This window comes from Arthrobacter sp. LAPM80, assembly GCF_046736435.1.
GTDB lineage: Bacteria > Actinomycetota > Actinomycetes > Actinomycetales > Micrococcaceae > Specibacter.
Genome location: NZ_JBCHVD010000005.1, coordinates 163,042 through 178,239, shown reverse-complemented (window position 1 = coordinate 178,239; position 15,198 = coordinate 163,042). Strand labels below are relative to the sequence as shown.

General features: G+C 64.8%; 15 protein-coding genes. 7 read left to right on the top strand and 8 right to left on the bottom strand.

Going from position 1 to position 15,198, the window contains the following annotated elements; genetic code table 11:
* The first annotated feature begins 4 nt into the window (after positions 1–4).
* Positions 5–1,171, top strand: a complete 1,167-nt coding sequence (metX, locus tag AAGW05_RS07705; RefSeq protein ID WP_411803901.1) for a homoserine O-acetyltransferase MetX — start codon at positions 5–7, stop codon at positions 1,169–1,171.
* A 45-nt stretch (positions 1,172–1,216) separates the two neighbouring features.
* On the opposite strand, the gene AAGW05_RS07700 is transcribed toward metX, so the two are convergent.
* The 3 genes from AAGW05_RS07700 to AAGW05_RS07690 all read right to left on the bottom strand — a co-directional run bounded on the left by AAGW05_RS07700 (position 1,217) and on the right by AAGW05_RS07690 (position 3,571).
* Entirely contained in the window at positions 1,217–1,636 is a 420-nt protein-coding gene (locus AAGW05_RS07700) for a hypothetical protein (RefSeq protein WP_411803900.1), read from the bottom strand.
* Positions 1,637–2,217: 581 nt separating this feature from the next.
* Positions 2,218–2,727 carry a GNAT family N-acetyltransferase gene (locus tag AAGW05_RS07695; RefSeq protein WP_411803951.1) on the bottom strand — a complete coding sequence of 170 codons (510 nt, stop codon included), beginning with the start codon at positions 2,725–2,727 and terminating at the stop codon, positions 2,218–2,220.
* Positions 2,728–2,821: 94 nt separating this feature from the next.
* Positions 2,822–3,571, bottom strand: a complete 750-nt coding sequence (locus AAGW05_RS07690; RefSeq protein WP_411803899.1) for an SDR family oxidoreductase — start codon at positions 3,569–3,571, stop codon at positions 2,822–2,824.
* A gap of 223 nt (positions 3,572–3,794) precedes the next feature.
* Here AAGW05_RS07690 and AAGW05_RS07685 point away from each other — a divergent pair, with 223 nt between their 5' ends.
* The gene (locus AAGW05_RS07685; RefSeq protein ID WP_411803898.1) at positions 3,795–4,802 is read left to right on the top strand and encodes a zinc-binding dehydrogenase; all 1,008 of its coding nucleotides are present in this window, start codon (positions 3,795–3,797) and stop codon (positions 4,800–4,802) included.
* Between the two features lie 39 nt (positions 4,803–4,841).
* On the opposite strand, the gene AAGW05_RS07680 is transcribed toward AAGW05_RS07685, so the two are convergent.
* Positions 4,842–5,609, bottom strand: coding sequence for an SGNH/GDSL hydrolase family protein (locus AAGW05_RS07680; protein ID WP_411803950.1), 768 nt, complete (start codon positions 5,607–5,609; stop codon positions 4,842–4,844).
* Between the two features lie 124 nt (positions 5,610–5,733).
* Here AAGW05_RS07680 and AAGW05_RS07675 point away from each other — a divergent pair, with 124 nt between their 5' ends.
* A complete protein-coding gene (locus AAGW05_RS07675) occupies positions 5,734–6,375 on the top strand; it encodes an alpha/beta hydrolase (RefSeq protein ID WP_411803897.1) in 642 nt (213 codons plus the stop codon).
* A gap of 63 nt (positions 6,376–6,438) precedes the next feature.
* On the opposite strand, the gene AAGW05_RS07670 is transcribed toward AAGW05_RS07675, so the two are convergent.
* Entirely contained in the window at positions 6,439–6,669 is a 231-nt protein-coding gene (locus tag AAGW05_RS07670; RefSeq protein ID WP_411803896.1) for an RNA-binding S4 domain-containing protein, read from the bottom strand.
* A 107-nt stretch (positions 6,670–6,776) separates the two neighbouring features.
* Here AAGW05_RS07670 and AAGW05_RS07665 point away from each other — a divergent pair, with 107 nt between their 5' ends.
* The 4 genes from AAGW05_RS07665 to AAGW05_RS07650 all read left to right on the top strand — a co-directional run bounded on the left by AAGW05_RS07665 (position 6,777) and on the right by AAGW05_RS07650 (position 11,852).
* The gene (locus tag AAGW05_RS07665; RefSeq protein WP_411803895.1) at positions 6,777–7,847 is read left to right on the top strand and encodes a lactonase family protein; all 1,071 of its coding nucleotides are present in this window, start codon (positions 6,777–6,779) and stop codon (positions 7,845–7,847) included.
* A 224-nt stretch (positions 7,848–8,071) separates the two neighbouring features.
* The gene (locus AAGW05_RS07660; RefSeq protein WP_411803894.1) at positions 8,072–9,457 is read left to right on the top strand and encodes a glycine--tRNA ligase; all 1,386 of its coding nucleotides are present in this window, start codon (positions 8,072–8,074) and stop codon (positions 9,455–9,457) included.
* A gap of 2 nt (positions 9,458–9,459) precedes the next feature.
* Entirely contained in the window at positions 9,460–10,449 is a 990-nt protein-coding gene (locus AAGW05_RS07655; protein ID WP_411803893.1) for a GNAT family N-acetyltransferase, read from the top strand.
* A 119-nt stretch (positions 10,450–10,568) separates the two neighbouring features.
* Positions 10,569–11,852: a YibE/F family protein gene (locus AAGW05_RS07650; protein ID WP_411803892.1), complete on the top strand. Its 1,284-nt coding sequence runs from the start codon at positions 10,569–10,571 to the stop codon at positions 11,850–11,852.
* Here AAGW05_RS07650 and AAGW05_RS07645 read toward each other — a convergent pair.
* From AAGW05_RS07645 to AAGW05_RS07635, 3 genes are read right to left on the bottom strand one after another with little or no spacing between them, the layout of a single operon-like run.
* Complete coding sequence (locus tag AAGW05_RS07645) at positions 11,796–12,929, bottom strand: FAD-dependent oxidoreductase (protein WP_411803891.1); 1,134 nt, start codon at positions 12,927–12,929, stop codon at positions 11,796–11,798. The two genes, AAGW05_RS07650 and AAGW05_RS07645, sit on opposite strands and share 57 nt — an antisense overlap.
* On the bottom strand, positions 12,922–13,656 hold the full coding sequence (locus tag AAGW05_RS07640) for a class I SAM-dependent methyltransferase (RefSeq protein ID WP_411803889.1): 735 nt from the start codon (positions 13,654–13,656) through the stop codon (positions 12,922–12,924). Before AAGW05_RS07640 ends, AAGW05_RS07645 begins: the two co-directional genes overlap by 8 nt.
* Positions 13,649–14,833 carry a type III polyketide synthase gene (locus AAGW05_RS07635; protein ID WP_411803888.1) on the bottom strand — a complete coding sequence of 395 codons (1,185 nt, stop codon included), beginning with the start codon at positions 14,831–14,833 and terminating at the stop codon, positions 13,649–13,651. Before AAGW05_RS07635 ends, AAGW05_RS07640 begins: the two co-directional genes overlap by 8 nt.
* Between the last annotated feature and the right edge of the window lie 365 nt (positions 14,834–15,198).

The window sequence follows — 15,198 nt, the reverse complement described above, 5'->3', positions numbered from 1 at the left end:
GAAAGTGTTTTCCCCTGAGACTGAAACCGGCACTCCCGAGCCGGCCGGCACCTCCTGGGCTGCCGCCGTCGGCCAAGGCGGCGGGCTGCTGCGCTCGATCCATATCGGTGCGCTGCCGCTGGAAGCCGGGGGCATCCTGCCCTCGGTGACCATGGCCTTTGAATGCTGGGGAACGCTCAATGAGGCTGGCGACAACGCCGTCCTCATTGAGCACGCCCTCACCGGCAGCACGCACGTCAGCCGCGGCGACTCCGAGGAGGACGGCTGGTGGGAAGGCCTCGTTGGCCCCGGCGAAGTCATCGACACCGACAGGTACTTCGTGGTGTGCGCCAACATGGTGGGCGGCTGCTATGGAACCACCGGCCCGTCAAGCATTGCCGAGGACGGGCGCCCCTACGGCTCCCGGTTCCCGTTCGTCACAATCCGCGACTCGGTCCATGCCGAGGCGCGCCTGGCCCAGAAGCTGGGCGTCACCGCATGGCATGCGGTCATCGGCGGGTCGATGGGTGGTGCGCGCGCCCTTGAATGGGCTGCGAGCTACCCGGAGCGGGTGCGCCGGTGCGCCGTCGTCGCCTCATGCGCGGCCAGCACGGCGGAGCAGATCGCCTTTGCCCAGGCCCAGGTGCTGGCCATCCGGCAGGATCCGAATTTTGCCGGCGGGGACTATTACGACGGCGCGGCCCCCACCGCCGGCTTGGGGCTCGCCCGCCGGATTGCCCACATCACCTACCGCTCCGAGACGGAGATGGGTTCGCGCTTTGGCCGTCAGGCCCAGGACGACGGCGGCACCATCAGCCACGAACGTCTCGAGCCCAACGCTGTGGGCAGGTACCGGGTCGAAAGCTACCTTGACCACCAGGCACGCAAGCTGGTGGGACGGTTCGACGCCAACAGCTACATCGCCATCACGGAGGCGCTCATGAGCCATGACGTGGCCCGCGGGCGCGGAACCCTCGAACAGGCGCTGGCTGGCACCGAGGGTGTGGAATTCCTTGTGGCTGCCGTCAGCAGCGACCGGCTGTACTTCCCCGTCCAGTCGGAAGAACTTGCCGCTGCCCTTCCGGGGGAGGTCGCCGTTGGGCGCATTGACTCGCCCATTGGCCATGACGGCTTCCTGACGGAGGTTGCCACCGTGGGTGAACTGCTCCGGGAGTCCTTCTTCAAGGCCTGAACAACGAGGACGAAGGTCGCATCTTCGTCCTAGTTGTTCAGGCGGTTAGAAGTTCTTGAAAATTGCCTCGCGGTGGACGGCGTATTGTTCCGCCGTGACCTGGCCGTTGCGGCGTGCGGCATCAAGGGCTTCAAGCTGGCGCTTGAGCTCGGCCTCGGCCTTCATGCGCTCGTTGGCGAAATTGGCTATCTGGTGGCCGTGGGCGGGGTCATAATTTTTCATCGGCACGCCGTTGAGCAGCGTTCCAACAAAGGGCGCGTTCGTGGGCTGGTGCGCAACACCGGCACGGCCGGCGGGGTTGGAGTTGTTCGTGTTTTGCTGTCCGTCCCGCCTCTTACGGCCGGCAGCCCTGATGAAGGTGCTGAAAAGCACGACAGCAATGATGATCAGCACAAAGAACGGCTGAATGGTGAATGAGCTGGACGAAGACGCGGCAACGGTTCCCATCGCCAGTGACTCGATCATGATCGGCACAACACACCTCTTCCAGGCAATGGGGCCCACACGGGCGCCTCCTTCCATCCTAGTCGTGAAAGCTGTCATATCCTCGGGACGGAGTGGGGGCGGGACGTTCTTCATGGGCAATTCAGAGCCAACAGTGGGAGTCAAGCCCCACGATTGTCCTTGACCCTGACCCTGCCCAGCTCATGGTGGTGCTCGACACCACCTCGGCTTTAGCAGCGGCGGGCAGCTCTCGGACCTTCTCGGCAGCAACCGCGGCGCCGCTTTCGCCTCGGTGGTATTCGCAGGTGCCAGCATGTTCCTTGTTGTCACGTATTACGTGCAGTCGTCACGGCCCTATTCACCCATACAGGCAGGTGTTGGGTCCATGCCCCTGGTTGCCGCACTGTGCCTGGCCGCGCAGCTGTCGACCAACCTGCTCTTGCCGCGCCTTGGCCAAAGTCAACACGGGCCAGCAGGTGGGCGGGTCCATCGGCACGGCGCTGTTGAACACGCTGGCTGCCACGGCCGCGACCTCGTAGGTGGCCGCCCATCTTTCTCCCTCGCCGGAGGTCCGGGAAACCGGATGTCCTGGCCATAAGGGATCACTGCTCGTGCAGGATCACCTGGTAGAGGTTGTGGTCCTGCCATGACCCGGCAATTTTCAAGTAGCGCGGCGCCACGCCAATGTGCTCGAAGCCTGCCTTGAGCAGCACCTTCTGTGAGCCAATGTTATTCAGCAAGGTGCCTGCCTCGATGCGGTGCAATCCGAGCTCGTCACGAGCCGTCTCGAGAATCGTCTTGACCGCGGCCGAGGCAAGCCCGCGGCCCGTGAAGCCGGCGTCGACCCAGTAGCCAAGGCCCGCGCTTTGGAAGGGTCCGCGCACGATTCCGGCCAGGTTGAACCGGCCAACAAGGGTGGCGCCGCAGAACAAGCCAAGGGGATATCCGGAGCCGGCTTCCGTCGCTGCAAGCCGGCTTGCAATGTCGCCAGCCTGCCATGCTTGGGTGTAGTACTCATCGGGGCGCACCGGTTCCCACGGGGCAAGGTGCTCGCGGTTGCGCTCGTATGCGGCGGTAAGCGCTGGCGCGTCGCTGTGGCGCAGAATGCGCATGCTGACATTTTCACTAAGCTGGCGGGATTCAAACACGGTCCAACGTTAGTCGAGAACCCCCGTTGGCCGCCGGTGCGCCTAGGGGAAGCTTCCGCTAGGGCTGCACGTACAGGACCTCTCCTGCTGCCTTCCCGGTGTGGAGGTCCCAAAATGCTTCGGCGATCAAATCCGGATCGAAGAAGGTGCCGGCCGCAACGACGCCCCCGATCGTGACGGTGCCGACCTTCAGGCCCTGCCCGGTGAGCTCATCGGCCAGGGTGAAGGTCAGGTTGCGCAGCCCGGCCTTGCTGATGGATGCAGATGCCCTGGAGGCAACGGGATTCAACGCGAGCAGACCGCCGGTGAAAAGGATCGAACCCTTACCTTGTTCAACCATGGACGGGATCACCAACTGCGCGCAGGTCAACGCCCCGACCACGTTCACGGAGAAGTCCCGGGCCAGGTCCGCGGCGTCCAGCACGGAGGGGTTGGCAATCGAGTTGGCTCCCGCGTTGTAAACCAAAGCAGCCAAGGTCCCGTGGTCGGCGTGGATGCGGGCGAAAGCCGATTGCAGGCTTTGCAGATCCGTCACATCGGCGACGATGCCCTGGGCTTCAATACCAGCGTCCTGGAGCTCAGAAACCCGAAGCCGAAGTGATTCAACGTTCCTGGCGAGCAGGATCACCGTGAAGCCGTTGGCGCCAAACTTCCTGGCCACGCCGGCACTGACCCCGGGACCGGCCCCGATGATGGCGACACACTTCTTGTTCATTTTGCTGCTTTCGGTTGACGGGATCCCGACGACAACAAGACGGGAGGAAAGGAGCTGGGGCTGTTCAAAGAGTCGGCTGGCATTCCATGTCATGCGCGTGGGCTACTAATTTTTGACTGTATCACCGGAAAATTTCTGTGCTGTGGAGCCTGCGGGACCCTCGGCGCCGAGGGTTCCCCTCCCCGGACCGGAACCGCGCTGTCACCCCGATTACATTCCCTGATTCGGTGTGAGAGTGATCATCCGGCTGTGCTCGTTAACGGAGCAACCACAACAGCATGACCAGTCCAGCGCCGGGTAGGCCTAGGCTGGTGACATGGATGCGCTCGAAGTACAGCTGGCCAGCTACCCGCACGGTGTCATGGAGTCAGGGAATTTCCGGATCAAATCCGTCCCGCTGCCGGATCTTGGCGACGGCCAGGTGATGGTCCGTTTGCGCAGACTTGGCCTCAACGCAGGGTTGGCCAACCGGATTGGGGGTCCGGACACCGCCTATGGCCCGGGCATCCACCCGGGCGACGTGCCGGCGAGCGACGGCGTCGTGGAGGTCGTTGAATCCCGTAACGAAGGCTTCAAACCCGGTGACATGGCGGTGCGGAAATCTCCGTGGCGCAGCATGGACGTCGCCGATGAAGGCGAATTGCGCCGCATTCCCGCACCGGAATCTGATGTTCCGTTGGAGAATTACCTGACGGTGCTTGGACATACCGGCTTCACCGCCTACACAGGCCTGATGCGCTTTGGCGGTGTGCGCTCCCAGGATACCGTCTACGTTTCGGCAGCGGCAGGGGGAGTGGGCAGCTGTGCTGTGCAGTTCGCCAAAGCCGTTGGAGCCGCCGTGATCGGTAGTGCCGGTTCATCGGAGAAGGTCACGCTCCTGAAGTCATTGGGTGCCGATGCGGCTTTCAACCATCACGACGGGGCGGCCCTGGACCTCCTTCTTGAGGCGGCACCGGAGGGAATTGACCTTTTTTATGACAACGTGGGCGGAGAGCAGCTGGAAGCTGCCTTGGAGCTTCTGCGCTTCGGCGGGCGCGTGGTGGTCTGTGGTGCCGTGTCACAGTACGGTCAGGGAAACAAACAGCGGGGCCCAGCAAACTACACGCGCATGATCTACCGGCAGCTGATCATGCGCGGCTTCGACGTGACAGCAAACGAAGACCTGCGCGAGCAATTCCAGAACGACGTCGCCAGCTGGTTGCGCGTGGGAAAAATTCACAGTGTCCACACCCTCATCAGCGGCTTTGAGCAGATCCCGCAGGCGTTCGCGATGCTCCTCGCCGGTGGTAATAGCGGGCGCACGATCCTCGATTGCGACAACTGACCGGGAAACCAACACTGTGTGACCTGCCAACGGCGGCTGCTACCGGCGCGTGGCCGGCCCGTCGCCCTGGTCGAACACTGGCCCCGGGGTGGGCCGCTTGGGGAATATGCCGTCGCCCGATGACTGGTGGCGCAGCCGGCGCAGCACCCATGGCATCAGGTATTCCCGGGCCCACACCAGGTCCTCGGTCCGCGCCGTCTGCCATTTCTGCGGAGGCAGCGGCTTGGGCATCTCGGGAACCAGCGAGTGCGGGACATTGAGCGCATTCAGGGCCATGATAGCGATCGTATGGTGGCCCAGCGGGGCAAAGTGCAGGCGGTCCTCCGCCCACATTTGCGGTTCGGACAGCTCGCGCAGCGACCACATGTCAGCCACGACGCAATCGTAGCGGGCTGCGATGGTGCGCAGGTTTTCGTTATAGATCGCAACCCGGCCGCGCACGATGCCCAGCACGGGTGTGGCGCGGATGTCGGGGCCGTTGAAGAGCAGCACGCTGGCACCGGCTGCGGTCATCTTGCCCACCGCCACATCGAGCCTCTCGGCCAGTGCGTCAGGGTCCGAGCCCGGCCGGATGAGGTCGTTGCCGCCCGCGGAGATGCTGATGAGGTCTGGTTTTAGGCTCAAGGCCGGCTCGAGCTGTTCGTCAAGGATCTGGCCCAGCAGGCGGCCGCGGATGGCAAGGTTCGCGTACTTGAAATCGGCGGAACTGCGGCTCAGCTCCTCAGCCAAGCGGTCGGCCCAACCCCGGTAGCCGCCGGGGCTGGACGGTTCGGGGTCGCCAATCCCTTCGGTAAATGAGTCGCCCATGGCGACATATCGGGTCCAGGGATGCTGCTGCAGGGAATCGTTCACCCTCCCATACTGCCCGGAAATATCGGATTTGCGCCACCGATCTTTTTGGCAGGCGCCGGGTGCATGGAAAGATGAGCGCATGAGTGAAACCCCCACAGTCCTTTGGTCACGTCCCGAAAATGAGCGCCCCGGAACACCCCTGCTGGTGATTTTCCACGGCTACGGTGCCGACGAGGCCGATCTGTTCAGCCTGGCCTCCCAGCTTCCCCCGGAGTTCACCGTTGCCTCGGTCCGCGCGCCGTTGCCGGCCGGCCCCGGCTACGCATGGTTCCCGCTGCGCAACGACCTGAGCTACTCGGTGACAGCCGTGACCGAGTCCGCGTCCGACGTCGAACGCTGGCTTGAGAGCGTGCGCGCCGGCCACACATCGGTCAGCCTGCTCGGCTTCTCCCAGGGCATGTGCATGGCCACCTCCTTGCTGCGCCACCGCCCCTGCGACTACGCCGCCGTCGTCGGCCTGTCCGGTTTTGTTGTCGACGCCGAGGGGGACCCGTTCTTTGACGACGCCGCCGTGGCTGCCCTGAAGCCGGAGGTTTTTTGGGGCCGCGACCAGGGGGACCCCGTTGTTCCCGAATACGTCATTGAGCTGACGAACACGTGGATGCACGGGCATGTGAAGCTGACCAAGGTGCTGTACACGGGCATTCTCCACGGCATCAACGCTCAGGAAATTTCGCACGTGGGTGAGTTCCTGCAGTACAAGGTCCTGAACGCCAAGTAGGCAGTTGTTAAAGTTCGACGGCGGGCACCTGGCTTGGGTGCCCGCCGTCGTGCGGTGTGGTTCTCAGCCGCCGGTGGTGATGCGGACAGTTTCGCCGTTGACCGTCACGGTGTCGCCGTGGTGGAGCTGGCGGCCGCGTCGTTCGTCGATCTCGCCGTTGACCTTCACGAGGCCGGCCTTGATGACGTCGGTCGCCTCAACGCCGTCCTCGACCAGGCTTGCCAACTTCAGCAGCTGGCCCAGGCGGATCATGTCGTCGCGGATGGGGATGTCAATGATCTCGTGTGAACTCATGGGTTAATTGTGCCGCATGGATCGCAGCGCCGAGTCATTCAAGGCGTTTGTTGGCCGGGCACGCTAGCGTTGGTAGTAAAGATTCACTGTCCACCAGGAGCCAGCCCATGCCATCAACCCCGGACCTTTTTGTCAGCGGCTACACCGAGGAAGGCTACGGTGCCGGTCCCGGCCTCGCCGGATTTCGGCTGCTGCCCGACGGCACCGTGGGGGAGCAGGTGGGGGCAAGCGCTGCCGTACGGAATCCGTCCTTCGTGATTGCCGCAGGAGGTGTGCTGCTGGCCGTGGAGGAACTGCCCCAGGGGAACCTGCTTGCCCTTGACAGGCAGGATCTGAACATTCTGGGGCGCCTGTCAACCGGTGGGGCAGATCCCTGCCACGTGGCCTTCGCCGACGGAACGGTGTGGGCCGCCAACTACTCCTCGGGCAGCGCCGCCGTGCTTTCGCTGGCCGATTTGTTGGCAAATACCGTCTCCGAGCCGAAGCTTGTTGCGCACCCGGGCAGCGGACCGGTGCCCGGGCGGCAAGGGCAATCGCACGCCCACCAGGTCACGGCCACACCGTGGGGAACCGCCCTGGTCGCCGACCTAGGGGCGGACCGCGTCGATGAATACGCGCTGGCCGGCGGCAACGAACTGCTCGGTTCGGCACAGCTGCCGCCGGGAACAGGTCCGCGCCACGTGGCCTTGAAGGGCGACTTCCTTCTAGTGGCGGGCGAACTCGACGGGTGCGTGCATGTGCTGCGCCGCACAGTCCATGGCGGGGACCATTACTGGCACTGGCTGTTCAAGACGGTGCTGGCGGAAAACACGGAGGCCAGGGACGAGGAGTTTTATCCCTCCCATATTGAGCTGTCCGGCGACGGCAGCAAGTTGTACGCGGCAGTTCGGGGCCCCAACACGCTGGTGGTGCTCGACGTGGCCGGCCTGCCCGCTTCGGCCGACACGGACCAGACGCCCACCCCGCCAGTCTTTTTGCGCCAGGTCGCCAGCGGCGGAAACTGGCCACGCCACTTCGCACTGGGCAGCCATGGCGGGGGAAGCGGAAAGCTGTACGTGGCCAACCAACTATCAAACAACGTTGCCGTCTTCGACCTCGACGCCGACGGCCTGCCCGGTGCGTTCCCGGTGCAGTCGCTGGACTTTGGCAGTCCCACCTGTATATTGCTCCACCGGTAGGCACGGGGGGTGGGCCTCCAGCGCAAGCCGCGTGCCGCCGTCGTGCGTCTTGCACCGTTGTGCGCCCAGCCCGCAGTTGAATTCAACGCAGAACACTGTTGTGCGCCCAACCCGCGCCCCAGTTCAGCGCAGGACGGAACAATTCCTCTCCAGGCGGCACGCAACGGTAGGCTTGGGCACTGGCGGACCGCACCCAGCGGCCTCGTAATTAATAGGAGTAAACAGTGGCGCCTCAGTCCAAGCTTGACCAGGTCATTTCACTCGCGAAACGTCGCGGCTTTGTTTTTCAGGCCGGTGAGATTTACGGCGGTTCGCGATCGGCCTGGGATTACGGCCCCCTCGGCGTTGAGCTGAAGGAAAACATCAAGCGCGAATGGTGGCAGTCATTCGTCCGCGGCCGCGAGGACATGGTGGGACTGGATTCCTCCATCATCTTGCCCAAGGCAGTCTGGGAAGCCTCCGGCCACGTGGCCACGTTCACCGACCCCCTCGTGGAGTGCACCCAGTGCCACAAGCGCCACCGCCAGGACCACCTCATCGAGGCCTTCGTGGCCAAGAAGAACCGCGAGCCCGAAAACGGCATGGACGACATTGTCTGCCCCGACTGCGGCACCAAGGGCCAGTGGACCGAACCTCAGCTCTTCTCGGGCCTGATGAAGACCTTCCTGGGCCCGGTCGAGAGTGAGGCCGGCATGGCCTACATGCGCCCGGAAACCGCCCAGGGCATCTTCGTGAACTTCAACAACGTGCTCACCACCTCCCGCAAGAAGCCCCCGTTCGGCATCGGGCAGATCGGCAAGGCGTTCCGCAACGAGATCACACCCGGAAACTTCATTTTCCGCACCCGTGAATTCGAGCAGATGGAAATTGAGTTCTTTGTTCCCGGCGAAGACGCCGAGAAGTGGTTCAAGGAATGGGTCGAACTGTGCTGGGACTGGTTCATTGATTTGGGCATCAACCCGGAGAACATGCGCCGCTTTGACGTCCCCGAGGACGAGCGCGCCCACTACTCCGCCGGCACGATCGACTTTGAGTACAACTTCGGCTTCCAGGGTTCACAGTGGGGCGAGCTCATGGGGGTCGCCAACCGCACGGATTACGACCTCGGCTCACACACCAAGGGCTCCGGCACCGACCTGAGCTACTTCAACCAGGCCACGGGCGAGCGCTTCACCCCCTACGTCATTGAGCCGTCCTTCGGCCTGACCCGCTCCATGATGGCATTCCTTGTGGACGCATTCGTGGAGGACGAGGCCCCCAACGCCAAGGGCGGCGTGGACAAGCGCACGGTCCTGAAGCTGGATCCGCGCCTGGCCCCCGTCAAGGCTGCCGTCCTGCCGCTGAGCCGCAACGAGGACCTGTCCCCGAAGGCCAAGGAGCTTGCCAACACCCTGCGCAAGCACTGGAACATCGAGTTCGACGACGCCGGCGCCATTGGCCGCCGCTACCGCCGCCAGGACGAGATCGGCACCCCGTTCTGCATCACCGTTGACTTCGAAACCCTTGAGGACAACGCGGTAACCATCCGTGAGCGCGACACCATGAGCCAGGAGCGCGTGCCCCTGGATCAGGTGCAGGCCTACCTGGCTACCCGCCTCCTGGGTGCCTAGGCATGGCTGAACTTTCCTACCGGCCGTGGCGCGACGGCGACGACCTGACTCTTCGGCAGATCTGGGGAGATGCCGACTCCGCCCCGGCCGGGCAGTTCCGTGCCGCACTGGCGCCCGAAAGCGACGCAAACCCGTGGCGGCGCACCATCGTCGCCGAGGACCAGGGCATCCCTGTCGCGGCCGCCGTCGTGTATTCGACCAAGCTGCACCCGGCACGCCTGTGGGCGTTCGTCGAGGTCGCCAAGGACCACCGCCGGGCAGGGGTCGGTGCCACCTTGGTGACCATGCTGCGCCGCGAGGCTGACGGCGCGCTCGAGGCCGGCCTCATCAGCACGACGGCGTTGCGCACCAAGGTTGCCCCCGGCACCTCGGGCGCGGCGTTCGCCGAGGCCATGGGCCTGGCTGTTTTGCAGCGCAACAGGGTCCTCGAGGTGGGCCCCGGCGCACTGAAACTTCCCATGTTCGGCGAGGGCACCGAGGCTGAGGCCGAGGCGCGCGTGCAGGACCTGGCCACCGGTTCGGTTGAGCTGACAGACGTCGTTGGCCGCTACTACGAGTCGGTGAACCAGTGGGACCCCACCGGTCCGCTGAGCCCGGGCCTGGTCCAGCGCATGTTCCTGGACGATCTGACCGGCGCCCACGGCGCACTGGTGCTGCGGGCCGAGCCCGCCAGCGCCTTCGGTGCTTCCGTGGAGCCGAGCAAAAAAGGCAAGATTCAGGCCTTCGCGCTGAGCTACTCTCAGGGCCACCTTGAGCACTCGGACGAGGTCGCCGCCAACGCATCGGAGGTGTTCCTCGGCGTCGAACCGACCCTTGAACGCGATGTTGCCGTGCAGGCCGTCTATGATCTGCTCGCCCTCATCACCCACCAGTACCCCGTGCTGTTGGAACTCGACGACGCCATGGAAGCCCTCGCGGCCGTGGTCAACCCCATGATCGCCGTGAATGCCGCCAAGGTTCGCGGCACTGAAACCCTCGTAGTCGGGGAGTAGCACCTCCCCACCGGGCCAATGACTGCGAAATGGTCATCCGCTGTTGATATATCACCAGCGGATGACCATTTCGCGCTCATGGGCCGCTCACGCCCCTGCACACAATCGAAGGACAGCCCATGGGCCACTCCCATTCGCACACTGACGATGCTTCCTTGACCCGACCGGAATTGCGCCGCCGCAAGGCCGTACGACGCCGGGCCGTCACCCTGCTTGGTTGGGTGCTTGTGCCGCTTGCCGTGCTGACCCTGGTTGCCATGGTCGTGATGTGGCCTTCCGCCAACACCGGACCGGCACCTGCGGGCAATCCCCAAGCTGCCGCCCCGGGCGCCAGCATCGAACGCGGAACCGTGCAGCGAACGGCCTCCGAGGACTGCTCCAAGAACGCAGGCGGCATGGCAGGGACCACCTGCTACATCGCCTTCACCCGCGTGGAGGGGCTCCCCGACGTCCCGGTGGTCATCACCCCGGACATCGAGGCGTCCCGCGGGGTGAAGGTTGGCGACACCATCAGCTACCTGAACTTGTCGGGACTGGCCGCCATTACCGGTGCCGAACACGGCGGGACCAATTACGTGTTCATGGACTTTGTGCGCACAGTGCCCATGGGGCTGCTTGCCGCCCTTTACGCCGTGGTGGTTGTTGCCGTGGCCAGGTGGCGGGGGCTGCGCGCCATGGTGGGCCTTGCCGGCGCTTTTGGTGTCCTCGCCTGGTTCATCCTGCCCGCCCTGGCCCAGGGACAGCCGCCGCTCCTGGTGGCCCTTGTGGGGTCCTCGGCCATCATGTTCGGGGTCCTGTATTTTGCCCACGGGTTTTCCGTGCGTACTTCAACGGCTCTGTTGGGGACCTTGTTTGGCCTGGGCGTCACGGCAGGGCTGGCGGCCTGGGCCGTGGACGCCGCGGCTCTGACGGGAACCTCCGGCCATAATGCGTACCAGCTGGCCAACATGACAAGCGGCATGTCCCTTTCCGGCATGATCCTGTGCGGTTTGGTGATCTCAGGTCTGGGCGTGCTCAACGACGTGACAATCACCCAGTCCTCGGCCGTCTGGGAACTGCACGAGCTGGCGCCCCACACCAGTGCCAGGGAGCTGTTCTCATCGGCCATGCGGATCGGCAGGGACCACATTGCCTCGACCGTGTACACCATTGCCTTCGCCTACGCCGGAAGCGCCCTGCCGGTGCTGTTGATGGTCTCCCTCTTCGACCAGCAGCTGCTGACGGCTTTGACAGGTGCCGAGCTGGCGGAGGAAATTGTCAGGATCCTGGTGGGCTCCATCGGCCTGGTCCTTGCCATTCCCGTCACCACGGCGGTGGCAGTCGCCGTCGTGAAGGCCACGGGCCGCTCACCGCAGGTGAGTCATGGTGAAACGGCGCGCGACCAGGTTCCTGAGCGCGTTTAAGCGGAACACCAGCCTGAGTCCCGTGTGCCGAAGATGGAGGAACGACGCCGGGAGCGGACGTCCCAGCGCCATGTTCAGCCACGCCTGCCGTGAGGCTGCCCGGGCGGCCCGCATGCGCCGTCGCTCAAACCTCGCCAACCGTTTCCCTGTTGCCTTGCCCGCCAGTGCATCGACGATGATCGGGGCAAGGGCCGCGGCATCCAGCCAGCCAAGGTTCATGCCCTGCCCGCCAATGGGGCTGATCTCGTGGGCGGCGTCGCCCACCAGCGCCGTGCGTCCCTGGACCATGCGCCGCGCCATGCGTGACCTGACGCCAAAGGCGCTGAGCATGCTGTTCGCCTCCGCATCCACCGAAACGCCGGCACGCTCGGCGATGAGCGCCGCAAGGTCCCCGGGCGAGGCCTGATCCAGCAGTGAATCTGTGTGGAGGACCCACCTGCGCAGCCCGCCAGGCAGCGGAAACGACTCAACAATGCCGCCCGGCTCGAGGTAGAGCAACGCTGTGGAACCTGCGGATCCCGTGTCGGGGAAGTCGCCCATCAGATAGGTGTCGGGGTAGTTGCGCCCGCTGGTGGGGATGCCCAGCAGCATCCGTACTGCCGAATGGGCGCCGTCGGCCCCCACCGCCAGCCGCCCCTGGATGTGCTCCCCGTGCGAGCCCGACAGCGTGAGGACGGATCCGGCGTCGTGCACGGAAGTGACGCAGAACCCGCGCACCACGGCGTCGGGGTCAAGGGCCCTGACCCGCTCCTCAAGGATGGCCTCGGTGCGTGCCTGCTTCAGGGTCAGCACGAAGGGCCACTGCTTGCAGGCCGCCGCGAATGACAACCTGGCCACCTCCCGCCCGCCGCTTAGCGCCGAACCCAGGGAAATGTGGACGCCCTCGGCCAGCATGGCCTGCGCCACCCCGGCCCGTTCAAGCGCCGCAAGCGCCGGCGGATGGATGCCAATGGCACGCGAATGCGGGCTGGGTTCGGTGCGCTGTTCGAGAATGCGCACCGACAGGCCCTCCTGCAGCAGCAGGGTGGCAAGGTACAGCCCCACGGGTCCGGCCCCCACAATGACGACGTCAAACATGCAATCGGACCGGGGTGTAAAGCAGCAGGTTCCGGTACGGGCGGGCAGATTCGACGTGCCAGCCGGGCGGCACGACGGCCCGCAATTCGGCGGCAGTGTAGCTGCGCCGGATGGACGTCAACCCGTCCCGCCGTATGAACGAACCAGGGAAGAACGGCAGCGTCCCCACCGAAAACAACGCATAGGCCAGGGGGCTGCGGGCAATGTCGCTGTGGATCACGGACCTGCGCGCCAGGTGGGCGGAGTCCTCGAGCAGGACCTGGAGTTCGGCAGGGGTGAGGTGGTGCACCATGTGGTTGGAAATGACGACGTCGAACACGGCACCTTCGGCGACAAGGGTGCTGCTGTGGGTGCGGCGAAAGGCCACGTTCGGCGATGACTTGTTGGCCAGGGCGAAGTCGATGGCCCGGGGGTCGGGGTCGATGGCCGTCATCGAGAGCTGCAAACCGTCGCGGGCGGCCCACCCGGCCAGGCTGGCGGCAATGTCGCCTCCGCCGCAACCGATATCCAGCAAGGTGGTGGCTTTTGATGCCGACAACATGGGCCTGATGCGCTGCTTGTACACGCCGTGCCACCGCGAAAGAACCCCGTTGACTAGGGGAAACTGGGCGTAGGTCCGGGCCAGCATACGGGCATCGCAATTGGGCCTGTCCATTTCCTCGATGGCGTCAGCGTCCCGCACGGCAAGGAATCTCCCGTTCCCGATGGCGCCCCCGTGTTCAGGCATTGACGGAGTCGACTGCCTGGCCGGCGGCGACAAGGGTACGTTGCACGGCCGGGCTGACCTTGGTGAACAGGCCCGTTTCCACCGTCAGCCCCGGGCCAAACGCCATGGCGCAAATGTTCTCGCGGGCCTCGGCCGCGGGCAGGTCAAGGATGTGCTTGAGCACGAACATGACGGTTGCGCTGCTCATGTTCCCGTAATTGCGCAGGGTCTCCCGGGCCGGGATGAGCTGTTGTGCCGAGAGCCCCAGCTTCGCCTCTACCTTGTCAAGGATGCTGCGCCCGCCCGGGTGGATGGCCCAGTGCGGGATGTCGGCGAAGGGGCCGGCGCCGAGTCCGGGCTCATGGGCCAGCAGGGGTGCCAGGGCGCCGACAATGTGGTCATCGATGATGTGCGGAACGTAGCTGTCAAGGACCATTTCGAAGCCCTCATCGCCGATGTTCCAGGCCATGGAATCCTCGCCCACCGGCGTCAGCACGGTCTCAAAGTGGTCAAGCTCGATGACGGTCTGGGCGGTGGGAAGGTCGCGGGCAGTGACGACGGCGGCCGCCGCACCGTCGGCGAACAGGGAGGAACCCATGATGGTGTCGGGGTTGTTGGAGGTACGCACATGCAGCGAACACAGCTCGGCGCTGACAACGAGCACGACGGCGTCGGGCTGGGCATCGCAGAACGCCTTGGCCGCGCGCAGGGCCGGGAACGCGGCATAGCAGCCCATGAAGCCGAGGTGGTAGCGCTGCACCGATGGGGCCAGGCCCAACGCCCTGACGATCTTGTAGTCAGGTCCCGGGTTGAAGAAGCCCGTGCAGGAGACGGTGATGACGTGCGTGACATCGGCGGCGGCTATGCCATCGCATGCGGCAAGTGCCTTGCTCGCGGCCTCGATGAACAGCTTGGTGGATTCCGACGTGAAGAGTTCGTTGCGCACCTTGGTGCTGGGGGAGAGCAGGAACCCGGTGTCGGCGTCGTAAAACACCTTGGTGTCGCCGAGGAAGCCAACGCACAACTCCGCGACCGAGGTGTGGCGGGTGTCGATCGCCGCCGAATCAAAACAGGTGCGCACCAGGCGCTGCCCCAGCCGGGTCAGCCCCGGTTGCGCAGCGAAGACATCACGTGCCTCGGACTGGACCAGGATGGTGGGCGGAACAGCGGTTTCTAGGGACCTCAGCGTGACCGTCATGGTTCATTCTTATGCCGGGCGGGCGAAGAACACAATGCCCCGCCGTCGGCCGGGGCCGTGCGTCACCGTCCCGAACACATGCCATGGGCAACCGAAGAGCACGGTTGGCGGCTCTGACCTGCGCAAATACGTGCAGGCAGGTCTTGCCGGGGTACCTGGTAATTCGTGGGTAGTGCGCCACGTGGCCTAGGATGGCAAGGGATGCCCGGAGTCATGCTGAATTCCTAGAGGCGCACATTTTGCCCGGTCGCACCTGGTATGGAGGGAGGTGGGCCGCACATGGATGACGGACCTAGTCGATCTATCGCACCGTGCGGGCCCCTCCTGCGCCACCTGAAAAAAACCTCCCGGTAATCCCCACGCCT

Bases quoted from the DNA above. Each gene is read 5' to 3' on its own strand.
- AAGW05_RS07700 (WP_411803900.1), bottom strand. From the start codon at position 1,636: ATGATCGAGTCACTGGCGATGGGAACCGTTGCCGCGTCTTCGTCCAGC.
- AAGW05_RS07695 (WP_411803951.1), bottom strand. From the start codon at position 2,727: ATGCGCATTCTGCGCCACAGCGACGCGCCAGCGCTTACCGCCGCATAC.
- AAGW05_RS07690 (WP_411803899.1), bottom strand. From the start codon at position 3,571: ATGACATGGAATGCCAGCCGACTCTTTGAACAGCCCCAGCTCCTTTCC.
- AAGW05_RS07685 (WP_411803898.1), top strand. From the start codon at position 3,795: ATGGATGCGCTCGAAGTACAGCTGGCCAGCTACCCGCACGGTGTCATG.
- AAGW05_RS07680 (WP_411803950.1), bottom strand. From the start codon at position 5,609: ATGGGCGACTCATTTACCGAAGGGATTGGCGACCCCGAACCGTCCAGC.
- AAGW05_RS07675 (WP_411803897.1), top strand. From the start codon at position 5,734: ATGAGTGAAACCCCCACAGTCCTTTGGTCACGTCCCGAAAATGAGCGC.
- AAGW05_RS07670 (WP_411803896.1), bottom strand. From the start codon at position 6,669: ATGAGTTCACACGAGATCATTGACATCCCCATCCGCGACGACATGATC.
- AAGW05_RS07665 (WP_411803895.1), top strand. From the start codon at position 6,777: ATGCCATCAACCCCGGACCTTTTTGTCAGCGGCTACACCGAGGAAGGC.
- AAGW05_RS07655 (WP_411803893.1), top strand. From the start codon at position 9,460: ATGGCTGAACTTTCCTACCGGCCGTGGCGCGACGGCGACGACCTGACT.
- AAGW05_RS07650 (WP_411803892.1), top strand. From the start codon at position 10,569: ATGGGCCACTCCCATTCGCACACTGACGATGCTTCCTTGACCCGACCG.
- AAGW05_RS07645 (WP_411803891.1), bottom strand. From the start codon at position 12,929: ATGTTTGACGTCGTCATTGTGGGGGCCGGACCCGTGGGGCTGTACCTT.
- AAGW05_RS07640 (WP_411803889.1), bottom strand. From the start codon at position 13,656: ATGCCTGAACACGGGGGCGCCATCGGGAACGGGAGATTCCTTGCCGTG.
- AAGW05_RS07635 (WP_411803888.1), bottom strand. From the start codon at position 14,833: ATGACGGTCACGCTGAGGTCCCTAGAAACCGCTGTTCCGCCCACCATC.